The sequence below is a fragment of the Variovorax paradoxus genome, assembly GCA_016806145.1.
GTDB lineage: Bacteria > Pseudomonadota > Gammaproteobacteria > Burkholderiales > Burkholderiaceae_C > Variovorax.
The window spans coordinates 2,206,390-2,230,335 of record CP063166.1 but is presented as its reverse complement, the minus strand read 5'-3'; the positions used below and the strand labels follow the sequence as shown (position 1 = coordinate 2,230,335).

22 protein-coding genes are annotated in these 23,946 nt (G+C 71.1%); 10 read left to right on the top strand and 12 right to left on the bottom strand.

Annotated elements, in window-relative coordinates:
* Nucleotides 1-22: 22 nt before the first annotated feature.
* Entirely contained in the window at nucleotides 23-994 is a 972-nt protein-coding gene (locus INQ48_10145; GenBank protein QRF59552.1) for a quinone oxidoreductase, read from the top strand.
* An 11-nt stretch (nucleotides 995-1,005) separates the two neighbouring features.
* The gene (locus INQ48_10140) at nucleotides 1,006-2,232 is read left to right on the top strand and encodes a porin (GenBank protein ID QRF59551.1); all 1,227 of its coding nucleotides are present in this window, start codon (nucleotides 1,006-1,008) and stop codon (nucleotides 2,230-2,232) included.
* Between the two features lie 19 nt (nucleotides 2,233-2,251).
* On the opposite strand, the gene ligD is transcribed toward INQ48_10140, so the two are convergent.
* Entirely contained in the window at nucleotides 2,252-4,810 is a 2,559-nt protein-coding gene (gene ligD / locus INQ48_10135; GenBank protein QRF59550.1) for a DNA ligase D, read from the bottom strand.
* Nucleotides 4,811-4,823: 13 nt separating this feature from the next.
* A complete protein-coding gene (locus INQ48_10130; GenBank protein QRF59549.1) occupies nucleotides 4,824-5,393 on the bottom strand; it encodes a DUF4142 domain-containing protein in 570 nt (189 codons plus the stop codon).
* A 282-nt stretch (nucleotides 5,394-5,675) separates the two neighbouring features.
* Between INQ48_10130 and INQ48_10125 the strand changes: the two genes are divergently transcribed.
* Nucleotides 5,676-6,218, top strand: a complete 543-nt coding sequence (locus INQ48_10125; GenBank protein QRF59548.1) for a DUF421 domain-containing protein — start codon at nucleotides 5,676-5,678, stop codon at nucleotides 6,216-6,218.
* On the opposite strand, the gene INQ48_10120 is transcribed toward INQ48_10125, so the two are convergent.
* From INQ48_10120 to INQ48_10110, 3 genes are all read right to left on the bottom strand, one after another.
* Nucleotides 6,211-7,230, bottom strand: coding sequence for a UPF0104 family protein (locus INQ48_10120; protein QRF59547.1), 1,020 nt, complete (start codon nucleotides 7,228-7,230; stop codon nucleotides 6,211-6,213). The genes INQ48_10125 and INQ48_10120 overlap by 8 nt on opposite strands.
* 102 nt (nucleotides 7,231-7,332) lie before the next feature.
* A complete protein-coding gene (locus INQ48_10115; GenBank protein ID QRF59546.1) occupies nucleotides 7,333-7,566 on the bottom strand; it encodes a hypothetical protein in 234 nt (77 codons plus the stop codon).
* A 112-nt stretch (nucleotides 7,567-7,678) separates the two neighbouring features.
* On the bottom strand, nucleotides 7,679-8,554 hold the full coding sequence (locus INQ48_10110) for a c-type cytochrome (protein QRF59545.1): 876 nt from the start codon (nucleotides 8,552-8,554) through the stop codon (nucleotides 7,679-7,681).
* A gap of 146 nt (nucleotides 8,555-8,700) precedes the next feature.
* On the opposite strand from INQ48_10110, the gene INQ48_10105 reads away from it, so the two are divergent.
* The 3 genes from INQ48_10105 to ctaD are packed head-to-tail and all read left to right on the top strand — an operon-like array spanning nucleotide 8,701 to nucleotide 12,577.
* Nucleotides 8,701-9,078: a c-type cytochrome gene (locus INQ48_10105; protein ID QRF60680.1), complete on the top strand. Its 378-nt coding sequence runs from the start codon at nucleotides 8,701-8,703 to the stop codon at nucleotides 9,076-9,078.
* Complete coding sequence (coxB, locus tag INQ48_10100; protein ID QRF59544.1) at nucleotides 9,075-10,043, top strand: cytochrome c oxidase subunit II; 969 nt, start codon at nucleotides 9,075-9,077, stop codon at nucleotides 10,041-10,043. The genes INQ48_10105 and coxB overlap by 4 nt, the downstream gene beginning before the upstream one ends.
* Nucleotides 10,040-12,577, top strand: coding sequence for a cytochrome c oxidase subunit I (gene ctaD / locus INQ48_10095; GenBank protein QRF59543.1), 2,538 nt, complete (start codon nucleotides 10,040-10,042; stop codon nucleotides 12,575-12,577). The genes coxB and ctaD overlap by 4 nt, the downstream gene beginning before the upstream one ends.
* Nucleotides 12,578-12,587: 10 nt before the next feature.
* Here ctaD and INQ48_10090 read toward each other — a convergent pair whose 3' ends face one another.
* Nucleotides 12,588-12,857 carry a hypothetical protein gene (locus tag INQ48_10090; GenBank protein QRF59542.1) on the bottom strand — a complete coding sequence of 90 codons (270 nt, stop codon included), beginning with the start codon at nucleotides 12,855-12,857 and terminating at the stop codon, nucleotides 12,588-12,590.
* A 221-nt stretch (nucleotides 12,858-13,078) separates the two neighbouring features.
* Here INQ48_10090 and INQ48_10085 point away from each other — a divergent pair, with 221 nt between their 5' ends.
* The 3 genes from INQ48_10085 (at nucleotide 13,079) to INQ48_10075 (ending at nucleotide 15,532) form a co-directional block, all read left to right on the top strand.
* Nucleotides 13,079-13,345 carry a hypothetical protein gene (locus tag INQ48_10085; GenBank protein ID QRF59541.1) on the top strand — a complete coding sequence of 89 codons (267 nt, stop codon included), beginning with the start codon at nucleotides 13,079-13,081 and terminating at the stop codon, nucleotides 13,343-13,345.
* Between the two features lie 97 nt (nucleotides 13,346-13,442).
* Nucleotides 13,443-14,228 carry an aminoglycoside 3'-phosphotransferase gene (locus tag INQ48_10080; protein QRF59540.1) on the top strand — a complete coding sequence of 262 codons (786 nt, stop codon included), beginning with the start codon at nucleotides 13,443-13,445 and terminating at the stop codon, nucleotides 14,226-14,228.
* 35 nt (nucleotides 14,229-14,263) lie between these two features.
* On the top strand, nucleotides 14,264-15,532 hold the full coding sequence (locus tag INQ48_10075) for an acyl-CoA thioesterase/BAAT N-terminal domain-containing protein (GenBank protein ID QRF59539.1): 1,269 nt from the start codon (nucleotides 14,264-14,266) through the stop codon (nucleotides 15,530-15,532).
* A gap of 194 nt (nucleotides 15,533-15,726) precedes the next feature.
* Here INQ48_10075 and INQ48_10070 read toward each other — a convergent pair whose 3' ends face one another.
* The gene (locus INQ48_10070; protein ID QRF59538.1) at nucleotides 15,727-17,367 is read right to left on the bottom strand and encodes a long-chain-fatty-acid--CoA ligase; all 1,641 of its coding nucleotides are present in this window, start codon (nucleotides 17,365-17,367) and stop codon (nucleotides 15,727-15,729) included.
* Nucleotides 17,368-17,584: 217 nt separating this feature from the next.
* On the opposite strand from INQ48_10070, the gene INQ48_10065 reads away from it, so the two are divergent.
* On the top strand, nucleotides 17,585-17,965 hold the full coding sequence (locus tag INQ48_10065; protein QRF59537.1) for a hypothetical protein: 381 nt from the start codon (nucleotides 17,585-17,587) through the stop codon (nucleotides 17,963-17,965).
* A 12-nt stretch (nucleotides 17,966-17,977) separates the two neighbouring features.
* Here the strand turns inward: INQ48_10065 and INQ48_10060 are convergent, their stop codons facing one another.
* From INQ48_10060 to aliB, 5 genes are all read right to left on the bottom strand, one after another.
* On the bottom strand, nucleotides 17,978-19,156 hold the full coding sequence (locus INQ48_10060) for an acetyl-CoA C-acetyltransferase (protein ID QRF59536.1): 1,179 nt from the start codon (nucleotides 19,154-19,156) through the stop codon (nucleotides 17,978-17,980).
* A 90-nt stretch (nucleotides 19,157-19,246) separates the two neighbouring features.
* Complete coding sequence (locus tag INQ48_10055) at nucleotides 19,247-20,026, bottom strand: enoyl-CoA hydratase (GenBank protein ID QRF59535.1); 780 nt, start codon at nucleotides 20,024-20,026, stop codon at nucleotides 19,247-19,249.
* A 16-nt stretch (nucleotides 20,027-20,042) separates the two neighbouring features.
* On the bottom strand, nucleotides 20,043-21,035 hold the full coding sequence (locus INQ48_10050) for a tripartite tricarboxylate transporter substrate binding protein (protein QRF59534.1): 993 nt from the start codon (nucleotides 21,033-21,035) through the stop codon (nucleotides 20,043-20,045).
* A gap of 55 nt (nucleotides 21,036-21,090) precedes the next feature.
* Complete coding sequence (gene aliA, locus INQ48_10045) at nucleotides 21,091-22,746, bottom strand: cyclohexanecarboxylate-CoA ligase (GenBank protein ID QRF59533.1); 1,656 nt, start codon at nucleotides 22,744-22,746, stop codon at nucleotides 21,091-21,093.
* Nucleotides 22,747-22,793: 47 nt separating this feature from the next.
* Nucleotides 22,794-23,945 carry a cyclohexanecarboxyl-CoA dehydrogenase gene (gene aliB / locus INQ48_10040; GenBank protein ID QRF59532.1) on the bottom strand — a complete coding sequence of 384 codons (1,152 nt, stop codon included), beginning with the start codon at nucleotides 23,943-23,945 and terminating at the stop codon, nucleotides 22,794-22,796.
* Between the last annotated feature and the right edge of the window lies 1 nt (nucleotide 23,946).

The window sequence follows — 23,946 nt, the reverse complement described above, 5'->3', positions numbered from 1 at the left end:
AGAACAACGAGGAGACATCGCCATGCCCCAAGCCATCCGCTTCCACGAGACCGGCGGTCCCGAAGTCCTGCGGCTCGAGAACGTCGAGGTCGCGGACCCCGGCCCCGGCCAGGCGCGCGTGCGCCACAGCTTCATCGCGGTCAACTTCATCGACATCTACTTCCGCACCGGCCGCTATCCGCTGGCGCTGCCCGACGGGCTGGGCTCGGACGCGGTCGGCGTGGTGGAGGCCGTCGGTCCCGGCGTGACGGAGGTCAAGGCCGGGGACCGCGTGGGCTACCTCACGGGTCCGCAGGGCGCCTACTCGCAGGTCCGCGTGATGCCCGCCGCGGTGCTGATCCCGCTGCCCGAAGGCCTCCCCGACCGCACCGCCGCCACGCTGATGATGAAGGGCATGACGGCGCAGTACCTGTTCCGCCAGGTCCGTCCGCTGCAGGCCGGCGAGACCATCCTCTACCACGCGGCCGCCGGCGGCGTCGGCCTGATCGCCTGCCAGTGGGCGCGCGCCCTGGGCGTCACGATGATCGGCACCGTCGGCACCGACGAGAAGGCGGCGCTCGCCCGGGCCGCCGGCTGCGCCCACGTCATCGTGACCGCGCGCGAGAACACCGTCGAGCGCGTGCGCGAGATCACCGGCGGCCGCGGCGTGCCGGTGGTCTACGACTCGGTGGGCAAGGACACGCTGATGGATTCGCTGGACTGCCTGCAGCCGCGCGGCACGCTGGTCAGCAACGGCACCTCCTCGGGCTCGGTGGTGATCGACTCGCAGCTGCTCGCGGCCAAGGGCTCGCTGTGGATGACGCGGCCGGCGATGGCGCACTATATCCAGCCGCGCGCCCACATGCTCGGGATGGCGCGCGAGCTGTTCGACCACGTGCTGGCCGGGCGCATCGTCAGCGAGCCGCAACGCAGCTTCGCGCTCGCCGATGCGGCGCAGGCCCATCGCGCGCTCGAGTCACGCCAGACGGCCGGATCGACCGTGCTGGTTCCCTGAGCAGGCCCGCCATGAAGACCACCACGCTGGCCCTGTCGCTGCTGGCCGCCACGGGCGGTGCCGCCGCGCAATCCGCCCTCACCGTGTTCGGCGTCATCGACGCCGGCATCAGCCACTACAGCACCCGCAGCCGGTCCTGGGGCCTCGCGGCGCCGCGCCAGATCACGCAGAGCCAGACCGCGCTCTCGCCCTCGGGCTACGCGTCCAGCCGGCTGGGCTTTCGCGGCACCGAGGACCTGGGCGGCGGCCTCGCGGCCGGCTTCTGGCTCGAGGCGCCGCTGGCCAACGACAACGGCGGCGGCATCGGCAACTTCGGCCGCCGCTCCACCCTGAGCCTCTCGGGACCGTTCGGCGAACTGCGCCTGGGCCGCGACTACACCGCCTCGTTCTGGAACGACGGCGTGTTCGATCCCTTCGGCGTCAACGGCGTCGGCACCAACCTGATCGCCGTGGTCAACAGCAACCTCGCCGCCTCGCGGGCGCTCGCCACCGGCGGCCTGCTCAACGGCGCGCTCTCGGCCGGCACCGACAGCTACCTGCGCACCAGCAACGCCCTCAGCTACTTCCTGCCGCCGGGGCTCGGCGGCTTCTACGGCCAGGTGCAGTACGCCTTGCACGAGAACGTGAAGGCGAGCGACGCGAGCGACAGCCCGTCCGGCCGCGGCCGCTATGCCGGCGCGCGCGTGGGATGGACCGGCGGTCCGGCCGACGTGGCGCTGGGCTACGGCGAGAGCACGCTCGTGAGCGCCGCGCCCGGCGGCGAGAAGATCAGGAGCCTGAACCTCGGCGGCTCCTACGACTTCGGCGCGGTGAAGCTGTTCGGCGAATGGTCCCGCGTGCGGAATGCGCGCGACGACGCCGGCCCGTTCGGCAGCCGGGTCACCGACCGCTACGACGGCTTCGTCGCCGGACTCAACATGCCGGTGGGGCCGGGCGTCGTGCGCGCCTCGTTCGCGCGCGTGAATTTCAGCAACGGCAACGGCATGCCCGGCGGCAACGCCTCGGTCGACAAGCTGGCGCTGGGCTACGTGCACAACCTGTCCCGGCGCACCGCGCTCTATGCGACGGTGGCGCGCATCGGCATCCGCGACGGCCACAACAATCCGGGCGTGATGGGTGTCACCCCGCTGGTGCTGAGCCTGCCGGCGATCTTTCCGCAGGCGGCCTACGTGACCAAGGGCGGCATGGAGCCGCGCGGCGCGACCGGCTACGACGTCGGCATCCGGCACGCCTTCTGACCGCGCCGGGGGCCCCGGGTCAGCGGCCGCGGCCGCCGGCCTTCTTCGCGTCGAAGCCGAGCATCTTCATCGCCGCATTCGGACTGCGCGCCCCCTTCGCATAGCCCTCCCACGGCGCATTGCCGCGATCGAGCCGCGTGTGGATGTCGCGCAAGGTCCAGTGCGCGCCGCCGCGCAGGTCGGGCACCTCGTCCCATGCCACCGGCACCGACACGCCCATGCCCGGCCGCGCGCGCACCGACCAGGCGCTGACCGTGGTCGCGCCGAAGCCGTTGCGCAGGTAGTCGATGAAGATGCGGCCCACGCGGTTCGAGGGTCCGCTCTTCGCCACGAAGAGTTGCGGCAGGGTGCGCGCCATGTGGCGCACGATGGCCTGCGAGAAATCCTTCACCGCGTCCCAGCCGTGCACGCGGCGCAGCGGCACCACCACGTGCAGGCCCTTGCCGCCGCTGGTCTTGCAGAAGGGCACGAGCCCGAGCTCGACCAGGATCACGCGCATCAGCTCCACGGCCTGCAGCATCACGGGCCAGTCGACGCCTTCGCCGGGGTCGAGGTCGAAGGTCATCCGGTCGGGCTTGTCGATCGCGGACTTGACGGCGTTCAAGGTGTGCAGCTCGATCACGTTCATCTGCGCCGCGCCCGGCAGGCCGAGCGCCGCCGCCACCTCGATCAGCGCGGGATGCGCGGGCCACAGCGCGGGGTCGAGCTGGCGGATGCCCTCGATGCTGCCGTCCTCGAGATGCTTCTGGAAGAACAGCTGCCCGCCGATGCCGCGCGGCGCGCGCACCAGCGACACCGGCCGGCCGCGCAAATGCTCCATCATCAGCGGCGCGACCAGGCCGTAGAAGCGCACCACCTCGACCTTGGTGATGCCGGTCGAGGTATCGACCACGCGGTCGGCATGCGAGACCTTGAAGTTGGCGGGCAAGGTGGCGGCCGGGCCTTTCGTCGGGGTCTTCGCCTGGGTCTTCGCCGGCGCCCGGTCCGCCGCGCGCGTGGCCACCGGCGCCTCGCGCACGATCTGCTTCGCGGGCTTGTCGCTGCGCAGCGCATGGAACACCGGGTGGCGCACATGGCCATCCTGCGTCCATTCCGAGAACGCGACCTCGGCCACCAGCACCGGCTTGACCCAGTGCGCGCGGCGCTCGTTCTCGATGCGCTGCTTGAACGGACTCTTGTCGACCGCGAGCGGCTGGAGCCGCGCGAAGATCTCGCCCAGCATGCGTTCGTTGAAGCCCGTGCCCACGCCGCCCGAGAACACCAACTCGCCGTGGTCGTCGTGCACGCCGAGCAGCAGCGAGCCGAAGCCCGTGCGCGAACCCTGCGGGTCGGTGTAGCCGACGACCACGAACTCCTGCCTGCGCGCGCACTTGAGCTTGATCCAGTCGGGCGAACGGCGCGAGCGGTAGGCGCTGTCGCGCCGCTTGCCGATCACGCCCTCGAGCCCGATGCGGCAGGCCGAGGCCACGATGTCCTCGGGCGGTGCGTCGAACACCGCGCTGAAGCGGATCTCGGGCGGCGGATCGGCGAGCAGCCGCTCGAGCAGCGCGCGCCGCTCGACCAGCGGCACGGCGCGCAGGTCGTGGCCGCCGTAGTACGGCAGGTCGAACAGGAAATAGACGATGTCCTGGGTGCGCGTGCTGTCGAAGGCGCTCTGCAGCGCCTGGAAGTCGGTGCGGCCGGCCTCGTCGAGCACGACGATCTCGCCGTCGAGCCAGCCCGGCTTCAGCTTCATGCGCTGGATCGCGCGCACCAGGTGCGGCATGCGATCGCTCCAGTCATGGCCGTTGCGCGTGAACAGGCGCACCTGCTTGCCCTCGATGCGCGCGAGCAGCCGGTAGCCGTCGAACTTGATCTCGTAGAGCCAGTCGCCTGGATTCGGCGGCGGCCCGTCGACCAGCGTGGCGAGCAACGGCGCGAGCCTGGCTGGCGGCTCGGCCTCGACGGCTTCTTCGGGCCACCCGGCGCGTGTTCGCGCCGCCTTCTTCGCGACGGGCTTCGACACCGTGCTCGCCTGCGGCATCGCGAGCGCGGCCACGCTGTCGGGGAACTGGTCGACCACGCTGAAGTCCGCGGCCTCGCGCGCGAGCTCGTCGCGCTCCTTGATCAAGAGCCACGGATCGCCGCTGCCCTCCTTGCGCGCCTTCATGCGCACCAGCGCCCAGCGCCCGCGCAGCTTGTGGCCATGCAGCTCGAACTTGATGTGGCCCGCGCGGTAGTCCTTGCGCACATCGCCCAGCGGCACCCAGAAGCCCTTGTCCCAGACGATCACCTTGCCCGCGCCGTACTGCTTCGCGGGAATCTCGCCCTCGAAGGCGTTGTACGACACCGGATGGTCTTCCACATGCATCGCCATGCGCTTGTCGTGCGGGTCGTAACTCGGGCCCTTGGGCACGGCCCAGCTCTTCATGGTGCCGTCGATCTCGATGCGGAAGTCGTAGTGCAGGCTGCGCGCCCAGTGCTTCTGCACCACGAACTGCAATGCGCCGGGCAGCGACTCGCCGCCCTCGGCGGGCTCGGGCGTGATGGCGAAATTGCGCTTTTCCTTGTAGCGCTTCAGTGCGGCGGTGCGCGCCATGCGGGGACGAGTGTCACTGCGACGCCGGCGTCTGCGCCGGGCGCCGATTGCTCGCCATCGTCTTCGCGGCGTCCAGGTGCGTCCTGAGCACCGGCAGCGTCTTCTCGGCGAAGGCACGCAGGTCGGGATCGCTGGCGTCGCGCGCCATGTTCTCGAACAGGCGGATGTCGGCCTCGTGGTCCTGGATGCCGACACGGTCCACATAGGCCCGGTCGAAGCCCTCGCCCGAGAGGCCCTGCAGCGCCTCGACGCGCGCCTTCTTGTCGGCCGGGATCTCGGCCACCAGCGGCACCGATTTGCGCGCGGCCAGCTGGCGCAGCGCCTGGTTCGATTCGCCGTGGTGCTTCGCCAGCATCAGCGCGTAGTCCTTCACTTCGGAGCTCACGGCCTTGGCGGCGGCGAGCTTCGAGACCTCCACCTCGTAGAGACCGGCGCCCGCGGCCAGCGTCATCAGGCTGCGGTCGGGTGCGCTCAAGGCGCCGACGGGCGCGGGGTTCGCGGGCGCCTGGGCGGCCTGGGCGAGCCGCACCGCGGGTTCGGCCGCGATGGCCGTGGGGACGGCGACGGCCGCGCCACCGAGCACGAGGGCGCAAGCGATCGCGCGGTTACGCGCTCGGAGGGAGTGGCTGGGAGTCGAAACGCAATGCATGCCGGACCTCGCAATCTGCAACGGGAGAACGCGGGCATCGCCAAGGCACCACGGGCCAGCGACGGCCGCCTGTGGCCACGCTGCACCCGCCCTGCGGCCCACGGCGTAGGAAGCGGCCCCTTGCTCGCACAAGCCGAAGCCTTTTCGTCGCCGCCTGCAAGCGATCGCGCGTCCCGCCGACGCCCCGCGCGCGCGCACCTTGCCCACAGTGCCCGCATGTCCGAACTCGCCGCCCTCCTCACGCCCGAACTGCCCCTGTGGGAAATGGTGCTGCGCGGCAGCGCCGTCTACTGGTTCCTGCTGGTCGTGTTCCGCTTCGTGTTGCGACGCGACGTCGGCTCGCTCGGCGTGGCCGACCTGCTGTTCGTCGTGCTGGTGGCCGACGCGGCGAGCAACGGCATGCAGGGCGACTACAAGACCCTGGGCGACGGCTTCGTGCTGCTGAGCACGCTGATCGCCTGGAACTTCGGACTCGACTGGCTCGGCTACCACGTGAAGGCGGTGTCGCGCTTCCTCGATCCGCCGGCCGAGGTGATCGTGAAGCATGGCCGGCCCGTTCATCGCGCGCTGCGCCGGCAGATGATCACGCTCGAGGAGCTCGGGGCCAAGCTGCGCGAACAGGGCGTGGAGGACATCGCGAAGGTGCGGGTCGCGCGCATGGAGAGCGATGGCCAGCTCAGCGTCTCGACCTATGCCGACGACAAGCAGGACAAGCCTCGGCAGCCGCCGCCGCGGACCGGCAGCGAGGCCGTCAAGTAGCGGCGGCATCGGCCGCGGCGGTATCCGGATGCGTCGACGCATGGCGCTCGAGCAGCAGGTACATCAGCACCCCACCGCCCAGCGGCAGCAGGTAGTAGAGCGCGCGATAGGCCAGCACCGCGCCCATCAGGGTGCCCTGCCGCACGCTGCCCGACAGCAGCGCGAGGTACACCGCCTCGAGCACGCCGAGCCCGGCCGGAATGGGCGTGAACACGCCCACGATCGAGGCCGCCATCAGCACCGACAGCGTGGTCGCGTACGGCACCTTCTGCCCGAGCAGCAGGTACATCGCCGCGCCCATCAGCGCCCAGTTGCAGGCCGACAGCGAGATCTGCAACAGCGCGAGCCGCGCCGAGGGCAGCTGCACGCTGCGCCCGCGCAGGGTCCAGCGCTTGCCGCGCGTCAGGCCGCAGGCGATCACGTAGCCGATTGCGAGCGCGATCATCAGCACGCCGATGGCACGGAAGGCCACCACGCCCAGGTGCGCCTGACGCGGCGGGTCGATCGCGCCCGCGGCGAACAGACCGCCGGCCAGCAGGCCGTAGCCCAGCCAGTTGGTCGCAAGGCTGAGGCCGACGATCTGCGCCACCGTGGCCTCGTCGAGCCCGGCGCGCGCATAGAGCCGCGCGCGCATCGCGACGCCGCCCACCAGCGAGCCGAGGTTCAGGTTGAAGGCATAGCTCGTGACCGCGATGGCCCAGGTGCGCCAGGCGGCGAGCTTGTGCCGCGTGTGCAGCCGGCCGAGCAGGTCGAAGCAGCCATAGAGCGCATGGCTGGCGGTCGAGAGCGCGAGCACGCCGAGCAGCAGCCACAACGGATAGCGCTGCAGCGCCTGCCACGCACCGGCCCAGTCGACCTTGTGCGCGTGCGAGAGCAAGAGGCCCAGCACCACGATGCCGAGCACGGGCAACGCCCAGCGCTTGCAGCGGCGCCAGAGACTTTGGGGAACGGAGGCGGCGTCGGTGTGGTCCGCCTCGGCAGGGAGTGTGGCTGTGGCGGCGGTCTGTGGCATCGTGGACCGATCATCGGAACCGGCCAGCGCGAGCGACAGTCGCCGCGAGCGCTTGTGCGCGTAGTCCGGGGGCCATGCCGCGGGAACTGCGCGCCGGGCCGATCAGGAATCGGCCTTGGCCTTGCCCGGCGGCAGCTTGACCTTGGTGACGGTCACCGACACCGGGTCGCTGGCGGGAAAGGATTCCTCCACGCCGCTGTCGAGTGCGTCCTCGCTCGGTGCCTCGTGCGTGGGCTTGTCGTGCTCGGGCGCGGGCTTGCCGTGCGACTCGGCGGTGGGGAACGGAAAAGCCTTGCTGGTGTCCTTGGGGTCTTTGGCGGCGGTCTTCGATGTCATGGGGTTCTCCTTCCGGGAGGGATCGGATGGTCGGACCCATTCTGGAAAGCCGCCGGCGCGCGCGCGTAGGACAAGGCCCGGCCTGGCCCGTCGCCGGGAGCGCTCCCGCGCTTCAGTCGAGCGTGCCCAGGTAGGCCGCGATGTCGCGCGCGTCCTGCTCGGTCACGCCCATCTCGGGCATGGCCGTGAGCGGATCGACCTCGCGCGTGTGGCGCAGCCAGCGCACCATGTTCTCGGGCGTGTTCGCGAGCCGGCCCGCGATCAGGCCGCGCCCGCCGATGCCGGCCAGCGGCGTGCCGACGTGGGGATGCGAGCTGGTCACGCCGGGAATCGCATGGCAGGCGTTGCAGGCGTACTGCGTCAGCGCGGTGCGGCCGCGCAATGCATCGCCGGGCCGCGTGGCGGGCTGCGCGGCCAGCGCGTTGCAGCCGATCGCGGTGCCAGTCGCCCCGCTGCGCGGCGTGCCGGGCACGGGCTCGAAGGCCGTGGCCTGCGCGTAGGCCTGCGGCGTCATGTCGGGCAGCCGCTCGACGAAGGCCACCACGGCCCACAGCTCCTGGTCCGAGAGCCGGTATTCCCACGCCGGCATGCCGCTCATCTTGATGCCGTTGCGCGTGAGCCAGTAGAGCTCGCGCGCGCTCCAGCGCTGGCGCGCATCGACCAGCGGGCCGGGCAGCGGCTGCATGCTCTTGCCGATGTCGTCCTGCGCCACGCCCGGCGCGCCATGGCATTGCACGCAGCGCGCGCGATAGCAGGCGGCGCCCTGCTGGAGCTGCCGCGCATCGCCCAGTGGCGGCGCCTCGATGCCGCGCGCGCGCCAGCGCACCGACTGGCGCATCGCGGTCTCGAGCAGCGAATACACGGGCTGCGTGTGCTGCACGTTCGAAGCCACGTCGTAGACGCCGCCCCACACCATCACCGCCGCGCCGATCGCGGCGCCGCCGGCCAGCGCGGCCAGGGTCAGCGCGACGGTCTTGGGCGCATTCATGTGGCGGCATTGTCCGACGCGGGTGCGGGCCGCCCTGTCGGCGCAAACCGCGTCCGACCCCGCAAGAATCGGCCATGCCCCTCGCGCCGCACGCTCGCCCGCCGCCCCGCGCACGCCGCGGCCGCGCCGCACTGGCCGCGCTCTCGATGGCGGCCGTCGGGCTCGCGGGCGGCTGCGAGCTTTCGGGCCGCGGCCCGCCCGCGTTCGGGCCGGCGGCGCCGCTTCCGTACGGCGATGCGCCCGCGGCCCAACTGGCGCGCGGGCGCGAACTGCTCGCGCAATACCAGTGCGGCAGCTGCCATGCGATCCCGCAGGTGCCGGCGGCGCGCGCCAGCCTCGCGCCGCCGCTCGATGCCTTCGGTCGCCGCAGCTACATCGCGGGCCATCTGCCGAACGGGCCCGAGACACTGGCGCGCTGGATCGAGGCACCGGCCGCGCTGGTGCCGGGCACCACGATGCCGTCGATGGGCGTGTCGCCGCGCGATGCGCGCGACATGGCGGCCTACCTGCTGGCGCTCGAATGAGCCGGCCCACCACCGCGCCGCCCTCGCCTTCGGCCTTCGATGCCGCGGGACCGGTGGCCGACATGCTGCTCGAGGTCAGTTGGGTGCTGATCGGCGGCGCCGCCGCGATCTTCTTGCTCGTGATGGCGCTGCTCGCGCTCGCGGTGCGGCGCGCGCGCCGGCACGCGCCGCGCGCGATGCCGCGCGCGCAGGCGCGCTGGTGGCTCTATGGCGGCGGCCTCGCGTTCCCGGCCGTGGTGCTGGTGGCGCTGTTCTTCTACGGCGAGCGCCATCGCCCCGCGTGGCGCCCGGTGCCGCCGGCCGACGCGCTGGTGATCGGCATCACGGGCCACATGTGGTGGTGGGAGGTGCGCTACCGCGACCCGGCCAGCGGCGCCGAGATCCGCACCGCGAACGAGGTGCGCATTCCCGCGGGCCGGCCGGTGTACTTCGGCCTCACGAGCGCCGACGTGATCCACAGCTTCTGGGTGCCCGCGCTCGGCGGCAAGATGGACATGCTGCCGGGCCGCGTGCAGCACCTGCTGCTGCAGGCCGACCGGCCCGGCGCCTGGCGCGGCCAGTGCGCCGAATACTGCGGCGAGCAGCATGCGCGCATGGCGCTGCACGTGGTGGCCGAGGAACCCGCGGCCTTCGAGGCCTGGCTCGCGGCGCAGGCGCGGCCCGCGAGCGCCCCCCTCGCACCCGATCTGGCGCGCGGGCGCGACGCCTTCCTCGCGAACCGCTGCAACGCCTGCCACACGGTGCGCGGCGTGAGCGAGGAGAGCCGGCTCGGCCCCGACCTCACGCATGTCGGCAGCCGGCTCTACCTCGGCGCCGGCACCGTGCCCAACACGCCCGACCAGCTCGCGGCCTGGGTCGCGCACACGCAAGAGGCCAAGCCCGGCGCGCGCATGCCCTCCTCGCACGAACGGATCGACGAGCCCACGCTGCAATCGATCGCGCGCTGGCTCGCGCAGCTGCAATGAGCACCGCCATGAACACGCCCCTGGACCCTGCCGCCAACGCGCCGCAACCCGATGCCGGGCGCGACGCGCTCGAGCGCGCCTGGCGCCCGCCCTCGGGCTGGCGCCGGCTCTCGGCCGTCAACAACACGCAGATCGGCGTGTTCTACATCGCGACCGCGATGCTGTTCTTCGTGCTCGCCGGCGTGCTCGCGCTGGTGATGCGCGCGCAGCTCGCCGTGCCCGACAACGACCTGGTCGACCCCAGGACCTACAACCAGCTCTTCACCATGCACGGCACGGTGATGATGTTCCTGTTCGCGGTACCGATCGTCGAGGCGATCGCGGTCTACCTGCTGCCGGGCATGCTGGGCGCGCGCGACCTGCCCTTTCCGCGCCTGTCGGCCTATGCGTTCTGGGCCTATGCGATCGGCGGCCTGGTGTTCTTCGGCACGCTGTTCTTCGGCGAGGCGCCCGACGGCGGCTGGTTCATGTACCCGCCGCTCACGGGCAAGGAGTTCTCGCCGGGGCGCGGCGCCGACTGGTGGCTGCTGGGCATCGGCTTCATCGAGATCTCGGCGATCGCGGGCGCGATCGAGCTGATCATCGGCATCCTGTTCACGCGCGCGCCGGGCATGACGCTCGCGCGCATGCCGATCTTCGCGTGGGCGATGCTGGTCAGCGCGCTGATGATCGTGTTCGCGTTCCCGGCCGTGATCGCGGCCACGCTGCTGCTCGAGATGGAGCGCGCCTTCGACTGGCCCTTCTTCATCGCCGCGCGCGGCGGCGATCCCGTGCTGTGGCAGCACCTGTTCTGGTTCTTCGGCCATCCCGAGGTCTACATCATCTTCCTGCCGGCCGCGGGCCTGGTCTCGATGATGGCCGCCACGCTCGCGGGCACGCCGCTGGTGGGCCACCGCGCGGTGGTGATCGCGCTGATGGCCGTGGGCGCCCTGAGCTTCCTGCTGTGGGTGCACCACATGTTCACCGCCGGCCTGGGCACCTGGTCGCTGCGGCTGGTGTCGGCCGCGAGCTTCGCGGTGGCGCTGCCCAGCGGCCTGCAGGTGTTCTCGTGGATCGCCACCTTCTGGAGCGGCCGCATCCGGCTCGATGCGCCCACCCTGTTCCTGCTGGGCTTCCACTTCATCTTCGTGCTGGGCGGGCTCACCGGCGTGATGGTGGCGGTGCTGCCCTTCGACTGGCAGGCGCACGACAGCTACTTCATCGTCGCGCACCTGCACTACGTGCTGATCGGCGGCATGGTGTTCCCGGTGTTCGCGGGCCTCTACCACTGGGCGCCGCTGTTCAACGGCCACCGGCTTTCGGAACGCTGCGGGCGCTGGGTCTCCGGCCTGATGTTCGGCGGCTTCAACCTCGCCTTCTTCCCGATGCACATCGCGGGGCTGATGGGCATGCCGCGGCGCATCTACACCTACCCGGGCGACCTCGGATGGAACGAGCTCAACCTGCTGTCGACCATCGGCGCCTTCGTGTTCGCCGCGGGCGTGCTGCTGTTCGTCGTCGACGTGGCGCGCACGCTGCGCAAGCCCGAGCGCGAACACGGCAACCCCTGGAACGCCGGCACGCTCGAATGGCTGCCCGCGCGCGAGTACGCGGTGCGCAGCATTCCCGAAATCGCCTCGCGCTATCCGCTGTGGCGCCGGCTCACGCTGGCGCGCGAGGTCGAGGAAGGCCGCCACTGGCTGCCGGGCACGGTCTTCGGCGGCCGCGAGACGCTGGTCACAAGCCCGCGCGATGCGCGCCCGCTGCACCTGCTGCGCCTGCCCACCGACGGCTGGTCGCCGCTGGTGGCGGCCGCGGGCACGGCCGGCTTCTTCCTGCTGCTGACGGTCGAGCAGGTGCTGGTCGCGGGGCTGTGCGGCGTGCTCGCGGTGGCGGCCATCGTGTTCTGGCTCTGGGGGTCGGACCGCCCGCCGCCCGTGCCCATGGCCGATGTGGGCCACGGCCGACGGCTGCCGGTCGGCGCGATCGGCCGGGCCTCGCATTCATGGTGGGGCATGGTGGTGCTGGTCGCGGTCGACATGAGCATCTTCGCGTCGCTGCTGTGGGCGCACGTGCATGTGTCGATGGCGGCCGAGGTCTGCCCGCCGCCCGGTGCCGCGCTGCCGGCGCTGCGCTGGCCCGCCGCGGCCGTGCTGCTGATGCTCGCGGGCTCGCTCGCGCTGGTGTTCGCGGCGCGCGGCCTGCGCCATGACGATGCGGCGCGGCAGCGCGGCCTGCGCTGGCTGGTCGCGCTCGCGATGGCCTGCGCGGCCGCGGGCTATGGCGTCGACCTCTGGAGCCATGCGGGGTCCGGCCTCGATCCGCGCGCGCAGGCCTGGAGTGCGAGCGTGGCGATGCTGCTGGGCTACCAGGGCTTCCACCTCGCGGTGCTGCTGCTGATGGGGGGTTATGTGCTCGCGCGCTCGTGGCGCGGACGGCTGCGCACCGATGCGCGCGCGACGATCGACAACACGCAGCCGCTGTGGCATTGCGTCAGCGCGCAGACCGCGATCGGCGCGGCGGCGATGCAATGGATGCCGCTGATCGCGGCCTGAGCAACCCGCCTCAGCGGGGAATGCGGACGAAGTCTTCCGAGGTCAGCGAGATCAGGCAGTGCGGCTCGTCGCGATAGCGTTCGCGGGCCTTGGCCTCGATCGCGTCGAAGTAGGCGCGGCAGGCCTCGAGCAGCTGGGGACCACCCTCGCGCACGCCGAATTCATCGTGCAGCGCGTCTTCCGTGATCTCCGCCAGCACGCGCTGGCCCTGCGGACCGTGCGGGTAGAACGCGAAGCGCACCGTGGCGGTGTCGAAGCAATAGATTCCTTCGAAGTTCATCTCTCTTGTCTCCAGCGGGTTGCATCTTGTTTCGTCGCGCCGACTAGAGCGCGCCGTGCCGTCGCCTTTGCGAGGACGATTTCGCATCCCCTTGAAGGAATGCGCCTACAACACCAAAGGCCTCGCCATGCCGCTCCTGCGCGCACCGGCGATGTCGTCCCACGCCGGCCCGCCAGCCCTTCGTCGAGGCTTCGGTCTTCCCAACCGAGGACCTCCACGACATGAACACCACCGCCACTTCACGCCTCGACGCCCGCATCGTCGGCGTGGTCGAGTTCCGCGCGGGCGATGGCCCGCAGATCCGCATTCCCGAAGGCGTCTGCCAGGCGCTGGTCGCCGACGACAGCGTGGTGCTGACCTGGACCGAGGACAGCAATCCGCTGACCGCCGCGATCCCGCGCATCGAGTTCGACCGCTTCGTCACCGAAGGCCAGATCGTGCTGGGCCACGCGGAAGAAGAAGCCGCCGACGCGTCGAAGAAGGACTAGCGCGCAACGGCCTGGGGGCCGTTGGTGGCTTGCTTGAAAAGCCGGGCGCGAGCGACGACGATGCGTGCCGCGCCATCCGCGCCACGCCTGGAGTCCTTTGCGCTTGAATCCCCTTCCCCCTGTTCCTCACGCTTGGCGCGCCCGCCTGGCCGACGCCCGCTGGCAGCGCCAGACGATCGGCGAATCGGGCGCCGATGTGTTCCGCATCGAAGCCGCCAACGCCGAGGTCCTGTTCCTCAAGTCCGAACCCGCCGGTCCCTTTGCCGAGCTGCCGGGCGAGATCGCGCGGCTCGAATGGCTCGCGCGCCATGACCTGCCCGCGCCCGCGGTCGTCGACCACGCACTCGAACACGATCGCCACTGGCTGCTGATGCGCGCCGTGCCAGGCCGCGATCTCGCGTCGGGCCCGTTCGGCCCGGCCGAGATCGTCTCGCGCCTGGCCGATGCGCTGCGCCTGCTGCACCGGGTGCCGATCGCCACCTGCCCCTTCGACCATCGCCTGGCGCACCGGATCGAGGACGCGCACGTGCGCGCCGTGGCAGGCCAGGTCGACGAGAGCGATTTCGACGACGAGCGCGCGGGCTGGACCGCCATCGATCTGTTCGAGCAACTGCGCGCGACACGGCCCGCGAACGAGGACCTCGTCGTGACCCATGGCGACGCCTGCCTGCCGAACCTGATGGCGACCGCCGAGGGCTTCACGGGCTTCATCGATTGCGGCCGCGTCGGCGTGGCCGACCGCTGGCAGGACCTCGCGCTGGCCGCGCGCAGCATCGGCTTCAACCTCGGCGAGGCCTGGACCGCGCCCTTCTTCGAACGCTACGGCATCGCGCCGGATGCCGAGCGCATCGCGTTCTACTGCCTGCTCGACGAGTTCTTCTGAAGGTGCGCCGAAGGTGGCGCGGGGACAATGCGGGCATGAAATTCGATTCCCTGCCGTCGCAGTGCCTCGTCGACCAGTCGCTGGAGATCCGCCTGCGCGGTCTCGCACCCGGCGAGCGCGTCGCGCTCCAACTGTGCAGCCGCTTCGGCCACGAGGTGCTGCAGTCCGAAGCCTTCTTCGTGGCCGATGCCAACGGCACGGTCGATGCCACGCGCCAATCGCCGGTCGCGGGCAGCTACCACGGCGTCGACGCGATGGGCCTGTTCTGGTCGCGCGCGCCGGTGCCGCCCGAACGCGTCGGCGGCATCGCGGGCCTGAGCGACGATCCGCTGACCGCCACGCTGCGCGCAGTGCGCGGCAACGATGAGGCGTCGACCGCGGCCTCGATCCGCCGCGTGTATGTCGGCGACGGCGTGCGGCAACGCGAGGTCAGGGAACGCGGCCTCGTCGGCAAGCTGTTCGAACCCGCGGGCACGGGCCCGCATCCGGCCGTGCTCGTGCTCGGCGGATCGAACGGCAGCCTGGCGTGGTCGCAGGAGATGGCCGCGCTGCTCGCCTCGCACGGCTTCGCGGCGCTCGCACTCGCCTACTTCGCGGCCGACGGCCTGCCACCCACGCTCGACCGCATACCGCTCGAGTACTTCGGCACGGCGCTCGAATGGCTGGCCCAACAGCCCGGCGTGATGGCCGATCGCATCGGCACCGTGGGCGTGTCGCGCGGTGGCGAACTCGCGCTGCTGCTCGGCGCGCACTTTCCCGCCATCGGCTGCGTGATCGGCTATGTGCCCAGCGGCATCGTGTGGCCCGCCTATCCCGCGAGCGGCCATGGCGCGTGGACGCTCGGCGGCCAGGAGATCGCCTTCGCCTCGACGCTCACGCATGCGCAGTGGGACGAGGCCGTCGCCAGGGGTCTCGCGCGAGAAGACAGCTTCGACTGGTATCTGATCCCGCTGCGCGATCAAGCGCTGCTGGAGCAGACCTCGATACGGGTCGAGAACATCAACGGCCCGGTGCTGCTGATCTCGGGCGAGGCCGATGGCCTGTGGCCGTCGACCGACCTCGCCGACTTCGCGCTGCAGCGGCTGCTCGAAAAAAGATTCCCGCACCGCGCCGAGCACCTGAGCTATCCGCGCGCCGGCCATTCGATCGCTTGGCCGAACGCGCCGACCACCATGACGCGCTCGACCCATGCGATATCCGGCGAAACGATGGACATGGGCGGCACGCCCGAGGGCAATGCGCGGGCACGCAGTGCATCGTGGCCACGCATGCTCGCCTTTTTGCGCGATGCACTGCAGCGCTGAAACCGTCCCCGGATCTCCGCCGCCTTACCACGATTTTTTGGACGCGAAGCCGGGGCCTCGCCCTCTTTTTTGCACCCTCGCGAGCCCCTGCCTATTCAACAGGCAATGTGGCGGGAAGCCCCGCCAATCCTCGCTTCGCGAATCCGCTCCCCGCACAACCCACAGAGTTGTCCACAGAAAAATCGAACAAGTCATCAAACCGACTTGGTCGCGACATATCCCTTGAACATTTCCCGCAGGCGGGTCTTGAGCAGCTTTCCGGTGGCCGTATGCGGCAGGCTGTCGACGAAGACCACATCCTCGGGCAGCCACCACTTGACAACGCGCTGCGCGAGGAAATCTCGCAGCTGCGAAGCGGTCACTTCGCTGCCGGGGCGCTTCACCACGATGAGCAGCGGCCGCTCGGTCCACTTCGGATGCGGGATGCCGATGACCGCGGCCTCGGCCACCGCCGGATGGGCGCTGGCCGCGTTCTCGAGGTCGATCGAGGAGATCCATTCGCCGCCCGACTTGATCACGTCCTTCGCGCGGTCGACCAGCTGCACATAGCCGTCGGCATCGATGGTGGCCACGTCGCCGGTCGGGAAGAAGCCGTCGGCATCGAGCACGCTGCCGCCCTCGCCGCGGAAGTAGCCGCTCGCGATCCAGGGCCCGCGCACATGCAGGTGGCCGAAGGCCTTGCCGTCGTGCGGCAGGCGCCGGCCGTCCTCGCCGACGATCTTGAGCGCCACGCCCCAGACGCCGCGGCCCTGCTTCATCTTGATGCCGATCTTCTCGTCCTCGCTCAAGGCCGCGTGCTTGGGCAGCAGGTTGCCGATCACGCCGATCGGACTGGTCTCGGTCATGCCCCAGCCCTGCACGAAGTCGGCGCCGAAGTCGCGCTCGAAGCGCTCGATCATGCTGCGCGGCGTGGCGGCACCACCGAGGCCGATGCGCTTCAAGCCCAGCGCGCGCGGATCGAGTTCGGGATGGGCATCGAAATACTGGAACAGCATCAGCCACACCGTGGGCACGGCCTGCGAGATGCTGACCTTCTCGTCGCGCATCAGCTCGTAGAGGTTCTGCGCGTCGAGGTGCGGGCCGGGCATCACCAGCTTGACGCCGGCCATCGCCGCCGCGTACGGCATGCCCCAGGCATTGGCATGGAACATCGGCACCGCGAGCAGCAGGGTCATGCCCGAGTTCACGCCGAAGGTGTCGGGCGTGCACTCCATCAGCGAGTGCAGCACGGTCGAGCGGTGCGAATAGAGCACGCCCTTGGGGTTGCCCGTGGTGCCCGAGGTGTAGCACAGCGACGAAGCGGTGCGCTCGTCGAACTCGGGCCACTCGTAGTCCTCGCTCTGCGCATCGATCAGCTCGTCGAAGCACAGCAGGTTCGGCACGTCGATGGCCGGCATGTGGGCGCGGTCTGTCATCGCGATGAAGGCGCGCACCGAGCGCAGGCCCGGCGCGAGCTTCTCGACCAGCGACGCGAAACCGATGTCGAAGAACAGCACCTGGTCTTCGGCGTGGTTCACGATGTAGTCGATCTGCTCGGGAAAGAGCCGCGGGTTGACGGTGTGCAGCACCGCGCCCGCGCCCGAGACGCCGAAGTACAGCGCCAGGTGCCGGTGCGTGTTCCAGGCCAGCGTGCCCACGCGGTCGCCGCTCGCGATGCCCAGCTGCGCCATCGCGTGGGCCACCTGCTTCGCGCGGCGGTGCAGCGCGTCGTAGTCGGTGCGCACGATCGGCCCTTCGACGCTGCGCACCACGATCTCGGTGCGCGGGTGGAAGGTGGCGGCATGCTCGATCAGCGACGAGATCAAGAGCGGGCGGTCCTGCATCAATCCGAACATGGGGGCGTCTCCTGTGCTGGGGCCGCCGCATCGTGGCAGCAGCGCGCCAGGGCGGCATCGTCGGAACGGACGATTGAGGGCGCACCGTGGGAACGGAATCTGCGTGATGATGCGCAACCACCGGATGCCCGCCCCATGTCCATGCTCATCGCCCAGATCACCGACCCGCACGCGCGCCACATCGGGCCGATGCAGTTGCCCTGTCTGTCTGCCTGAAATGCGGAAGCCGACCATCGCGAGGCCGCGTGCCTCGATCCTCTGCGCGGCCGCCTGGCTGGCCTGCGCCGCGCCGGCCTTCGCCAACGGCAGCCTGTCCTGCGAAGGACGGCCTTACGCGGTCGAGGTGCAGTTCAGCCTGTCGACGGGCGAACTGACGGCGCTGATCGTCGCGCGCGAGCAGCACGGCGAGCTTTCGTCCGAACGATTCACGCCGCGGCGCCGGTCCATCGACTACACACGCCGCACCGTGCAGGCGAGCGGCACCAGCGTCGACCGGCCGTCTCGCACCGCAACGCTGCGCATCGCCGACGAGCGCGGCACGCTGACCCTCGCGGGCCAGCGCCACCGCCTGCGCTGCGACTGGAACGGACTGGGCTGAAGCGCCCCGCGTTCAGAGTCGCTCGACGATCGTCACGTTCGCCATGCCGCCGCCCTCGCACATGGTCTGCAGCCCGTAGCGCTTGCCGCGCTGGCCCAGTGCATGCACCAGCGTGGTCATGAGCTTGGTGCCCGAGGCGCCCAGCGGATGGCCGAGCGCGATGGCGCCGCCGTGGACGTTGAGCCGCTCTGGATCGGCGCCCGTCACCTGCAGCCAGGCCAGCGGCACCGGCGCGAAGGCCTCGTTGACCTCGAACAGGTCGATGTCGGAGATCTTCATGCCGGCCTTCTGCAACGCGCGCTGCGTGGCCGGGATCGGTGCCTCGAGCATGATCACCGGGTCGTGGCCCATCACGCTCATGTGGTGGATGCGCGCGAGCGGCTTCAGCCCGAGGGTCTTGAGCCCGCGCTCGTTGACCACCATCACGCCGCTGGCGCCGTCGCAGATCTGGCTCGCGGTGGCGGCCGTCACGCGCCCGCCCTCGGCGATCAGCTTGACCGCGCCGATGCTCTCGAGCGTCGCGTCGCCGCGGATGCCTTCGTCGGCCACATGCATCTCGCCGGGCTCGCCGCCGTCGGCCAGCCGCACCGCCACCGGCACGATCTCGCGCTCGAAATGGCCGGCGCGCGTGGCCGCGGCCGCGAGCTGGTGGCTGCGCAGCGCATAGGCATCGAGCTCGGCGCGCGCGATGCCGTAGTTGGCGGCGATCATCTCGGCACCCGTGAACTGGCTGAACTCGACGCCGGGATAGCGTTTCTGCATGCCGGGGCTGACGTAGAAGCCCAGCCCGTTCTTCAGCGGCAAGGTGGTCGGCAGGCCCATGGGCACGCGCGTCATGCTCTCGACGCCGGCCGCGATCGCCACGTCCATGCTGCCCGACATCACGGCCTGGGCCGCGAAGTGCAGCGCCTGCTGTGACGAACCGCACTGGCGGTCGACCGAGGTCGCCGGCACCGACTCGGGCAGGCGCGAGGCCAGCACCGCGTTGCGCGCGATGTTCGAGGCCTGCTCGCCGGCCTGGCCGACGCAGCCCATGATGACGTCCTCGATGGCGGCGGGATCGACGTCGGTGCGCGCGACCAGCGCGTCGAGCACCTGGGCGGCGAGGTCGGCGGGATGCCAGCCGGCCAGGCGGCCGTTGCGGCGGCCTCCGGCGGTGCGGGCGGCGGCGACGATATAGGCTTCGGGCATGGGTTCTCCTGGGGCTTCGATGGGACTCTGGGAATTGTTGGCCCCCAGGATACGGCGGGCGTCGTCGGATCGGACGATTTTGGGCGCGGCTCAGCGGTGGCGGAACACCGGTTCGCGCTTGGCGAGAAAGGCCCGCATGCCCTCGCGCGCATCCTCGGTCGCGAAGCGCGCATGCAGCTGCCGGCGCTCGAACAGGATGCCCTCGGACAGCGAGGACTCCCAGGCGCGGTTGACCGACTCCTTGATCGCGACCAGCGCCGGCAGCGAGAAGCCGGCGATGCGCGCGGCCAGCGCCAGCGCCTCGTCGAGCAGCGAGGCGGAGGGCACGACGCGCGACACCAGGCCGTAGCGGTCGGCCTCGTGCGCATCGAGCACGCGCGCGCCCAGGCACATCTCCATCGCCTTGGCCTTGCCGATGGCGCGCGGCAGCCGCTGCGTGCCGCCCGCGCCCGGCAGCATCGCGAGCCTGACCTCGGGCAGCGCGAAGCGCGCCGACTCGGCCGCCAGCACGATGTCGCAGGCCAGCGCGAGCTCGCAGCCGCCGCCATAGGCGAAGCCGGCCACCGCGGCGATCACGGGCTTGCGCACGCGGCGGATGGTTTCCCAGTTGCGCGTGATGAACTCCCGCGCGACCACCTCGGCATGGTCCCATTCGGCCATCGCCGCGATGTCGGCGCCGGCCGCGAAGGCGCGCTCGTCGCCCGTCAGCACGATGGCCCCGATGCCGGGATCGGCATCGAAGGCCAGCAGCGCGGCACCGAGCGCGTCCATCAGCGCGTCGTTGAGCGCATTCATCTGCCGCGGGCGGTTCAGCGTCACGACGCCGACGCGGCCCTCGGTGCGCACGAGGATCGGTGCTTCCGGCTGCATGCGGGGCGGCTCCCGTTCAGTCGACCACGATCTTCTGCCGGGCGATCAGCGCGGACAGCACCGCGCCCTCCTCGGCCAGCAGCTTGCGGAACTCGGGCGTGTCCATCGCCACCGGTTCCGCGCCCAGGTCGGCATAGCGCGACTTCAGCGCGGGCTGCGCGAGCGCCTTGCCGATCTCGCGGCTCATGCGCGCCAGCACCTCGGGCGGCGTGCCGTTGGGCGCCCACATGCCGAACCAGATGTCGAGGTCGGCGCCCGGGAAGCCCTGCTCGCCGATGGTCGGCACCTCGGGGAAGAACGGCGAGCGCTTGGCGCTCACGATGCCCAGCAGCTTGGCCTTGCCGGTGCGGATGTGCGGGAAGGCGATGCCCGGATCGCAGACGAAGTCGGCCTGGCCCGAGAGCACGTCCTGCAGCGCGGGCGCGGCGCCGCGGTACGGCACGTGGGTGGCCGAGACCTCGGTGGCCTGCTTGAACAGCTCGCAGGCCAGGTGCGGCGGCGTGCCGGTGCCGGCCGAGGCGTACGAGAAGGTGCCGGGCTTGGCGCGCGCGAGCGCGACCAGCTCGCGCGCGTCCTTCGCGTTCATCTGCGGCTTGGCCACCAGGTACATCTGCGTGCGGCCCACGGTCGCCACCGGCGACAGGTCGCGCGAGGGCAGCAGGGTCGACTTGAACAGCGACGGGTTCGCGGTCTCGACCGAGGTCGGCGCGATCAGGAAGGTGTGGCCGTCGGGTGCGGCGCGCACCACCTCGGCGGCCGAGATGTTGCCGCTGGCGCCGGGCTTGTTGTCGATCAGCACGGTCTGGCCCAGCGACTCGGTCAGCGACTGCGCAAGGATGCGCGCCATCACGTCGGTGCTGCCGCCGGGCGCGAAGCCCACGACCACGCGGATCGGCTTGCTGGGCCAGGCCGCGGGCGACTGCGCGAAGGCGGCGCCCGCGAGCGCGAGGCAGCCGAGCGCGACGAAGGCCCGGCGCAGGCGCGCCGGGGCCAGGAACGAAATGGCCATGTCTTGTCTCCGTTGTGTTTTGAAGGGTGCTGTCGTTCTCGGGTCCGCGCCGGGCTCAGCCCACCGCGCCCGCCTCGTCCGCGCGCAACAGCTCGCGCAACCTGAATTTCTGGATCTTTCCCGAGGGCGTCGAGGGCATGGTCTCGCGCAGCACCAGCCGCTCGGGGATGTACTGCAGCGCCACCTTCTGCGCCTTGAGGAAGTCCGAGATCGACGGCAGGTCGACCCGGCAGCCGGGCCGCGGCACCACCACCGCGCAGGCGCGCTCGCCCAGGCGCTCGTCGGGATAGGCCACGATCGCGGCCATCGCGATGCCCGGGTGGCGGTAGAGCAGCGACTCGATCTCGACCACCGGGATGTTCTCGCCGCCGCGGATGATCACGTCCTTGGTGCGGCCCGCGATGCGCACATAGCCGCGCTCGTCGATGCGCGCGAGGTCGCCGGTGTCGAACCAGTCGTCGGCATCGGTGCCGTTGAGCTGCGGGCGCTTCAGGTAGCCGCCGAAGTTGGAGCAGGCGCGCAGCAGCAGCCGGCCGACCTCGCCCGGAGGCAGGCGCTGGCCGTCGACGTCGACCACCTGGATCTCCACGCCGGGCAGCGGGCAGCCGTCGGTCTGGATCGAACGCTCGTCGTCGTCGTCCAGCCGTGTCAGCGTGACCGCGCCGTTCTCGCTCATGCCCCAGGCCGAGACGATCTTGGCGCCGAGCGCGCGCCGCGCCTGCTCCACCAGCGCGCCCGGAATCGGCGCGCCCGCGCAGAGGAAGACCTCGAGCGACGGCACCTCGGTGCCGGTCTCGGCCACCGTCTTCGCGAGGTCCGAGAGGAAGGGCGTGGAAGCCATCGTGAAGCTCGCGCGCTCGGCGTTGATCGCGGCGATGGCCTGCTTCGGGTCCCAGAGGTCCTGCAGCACGGCCGAGGCGCCGAGCATGATCGGCATCATGAGGCCATACATGAAGCCGGTCTGGTGCGCCATCGGCGAGGCCATCAGCACCACGTCGTCCGCGCCCAGGCCCAGGCGCTGCGCATAGGGCACGATGTTGGCCATGGTGGTGTTGGCCGAGTGCATCACGCCCTTGGGCTCGCCGGTGGTGCCCGAGGTGTAGATCAGCTGCATGATGTCGTCGGGCCCGGGCCGGCCGCGCGAGAGGATCTCCGCGGCATCGGGCGCCTCTTCCCAGGCCGGTCCCGAGAGCAAGGCGTCGAAGCTGTTCGGCCCCGCGCCGCCCACGATCACCACCTGCCGCAGCGCGGGCAGCGCGGGCTGCAGGCCCGTGACCATGGCCTCGAAGTCGAAGCCGCGGAAGCGCGCCGGCGCGATCATCACCTTGGCCGCGCCGTGCTTCAGCATGAACGAGAGCTCGCGTTCGCGGAAGATGTGCATCAGCGGATTGATCACCGCGCCGATGCGCGAGCAGGCCAGGTAGGTCAGCGTGAACTGCCACCAGTTGGGCAGCTGGCAGGCCACCACGTCGTCGCGCCCCACGCCCAGGCGCGACAGGCCCACCGCGATGCGGTCGGCCATGCGGTCGAGCTCGCGGTAGCTGAAGCGCTGGATGGAACCGTCCTCGATGCGCATCGCGCTCAGCGCCAACTTGTCGGGCGTGGCCGCGATGCAGGCATCGAGCGCGTCGTTGATGGTGCGGTCGTGCCACAGGCCCTCGGCGATCATGCGCGCGCGGCGCGGCGGCAGCAGTACGGCGTCGAATTCCATGATGTCGTGTCTCCTCGTTGTCGTGCGAAACCGGGGCAAGACCAGGCTCAGGCCGGCACGGCCGAGCGCCCGGCGCGCGTGCGCGCCACGATGGTCTTCATGATCTGGGCCGTGCCGTCGCCGATCTGGAAGCCCAGCACGTCGCGCAGCCGCTGCTCCATCGGCCCGCGGTCGTAGCCGCCATGGCCGAACATCAGCAGGCACTGGTGGATCGCGTCGTAGGCCAGCTTCGGTGCCCACCACTTGCACATGGCGGCCTCGGCCGTGTGCGGCGCGCCGCGGTCCTTGAGCCACAGCGTCTGCAGGCACAGCAGGCGCGCGGCCTCGACCTGGGTGTCGAAGTCGGCGAGCGGATGCGACACGCCCTGGAAGGCCGACAGCGGCTTGCCGAAGGCCTCGCGCTGCGCCACGTGGTCCCAGGTCTCCTCGAGCGCCACGCGCGCCACCGCCAGCACCTGCAGGCCGATCAGCGCGCGCGAGAAGTCGAAGCCCTGCATCACCTGCACGAAGCCCTGGTTCTCCTCGCCCAGGCGGTGGTCGAGCGGCACGCGCACGTTCTCGAAGAACAGCGAGCCGCGGCCGATGGCGCGCTGGCCGTGGCAGTCGAAGCGGTTGCGCGTGAGGCCGGGCGCGTCGGCGGGCACCAGCAGCGCGGTCACGCCGTGCGCGCCCGACTCCACCGGGCCGGTGCGGCCGAACACCACCACCGCGTCGGCCTGGTCGGCCGCCGAGATCGAGGTCTTCTCGCCATTGATCACGTAGTGGTCGCCCGCGCGCTCCACGCGCAGCCGCAGGTTGGCCGCGTCCGAACCGCCGCGCGGCTCGGTCAGCGCGATCGCGAACAGCGCTTCGCCGCGCGTGAGCTTCTGGAGCCACGGCCCCGCCACCTCGGGGCGGCCGTGCTCGGCCAGGATCTGGCCGTTGAGCGAGGCCAGCAGGTTGATGTAGCTCAGGCTCAGGTCGGCGCGCGCGATCTCCTCGTGGATCACGCCGGCAGCGAGGCAGCCCATGCCCTGGCCGCCGTGTTCCTCCGCGAGCTCGGGCGCGATGAAACCCATCTCGCCCATCTCGCGCATCAGCGCGCGGTCGAGCACGCGCGTGGCGTCGCGCTCGAGGAAGCCCGGCGCCACGCGGCCGGTGGCGAAGCGGCGCGCATGCTCGGCCAGCGCGGCGAGGTCGTCGTCGATGTAGGGGTTCATC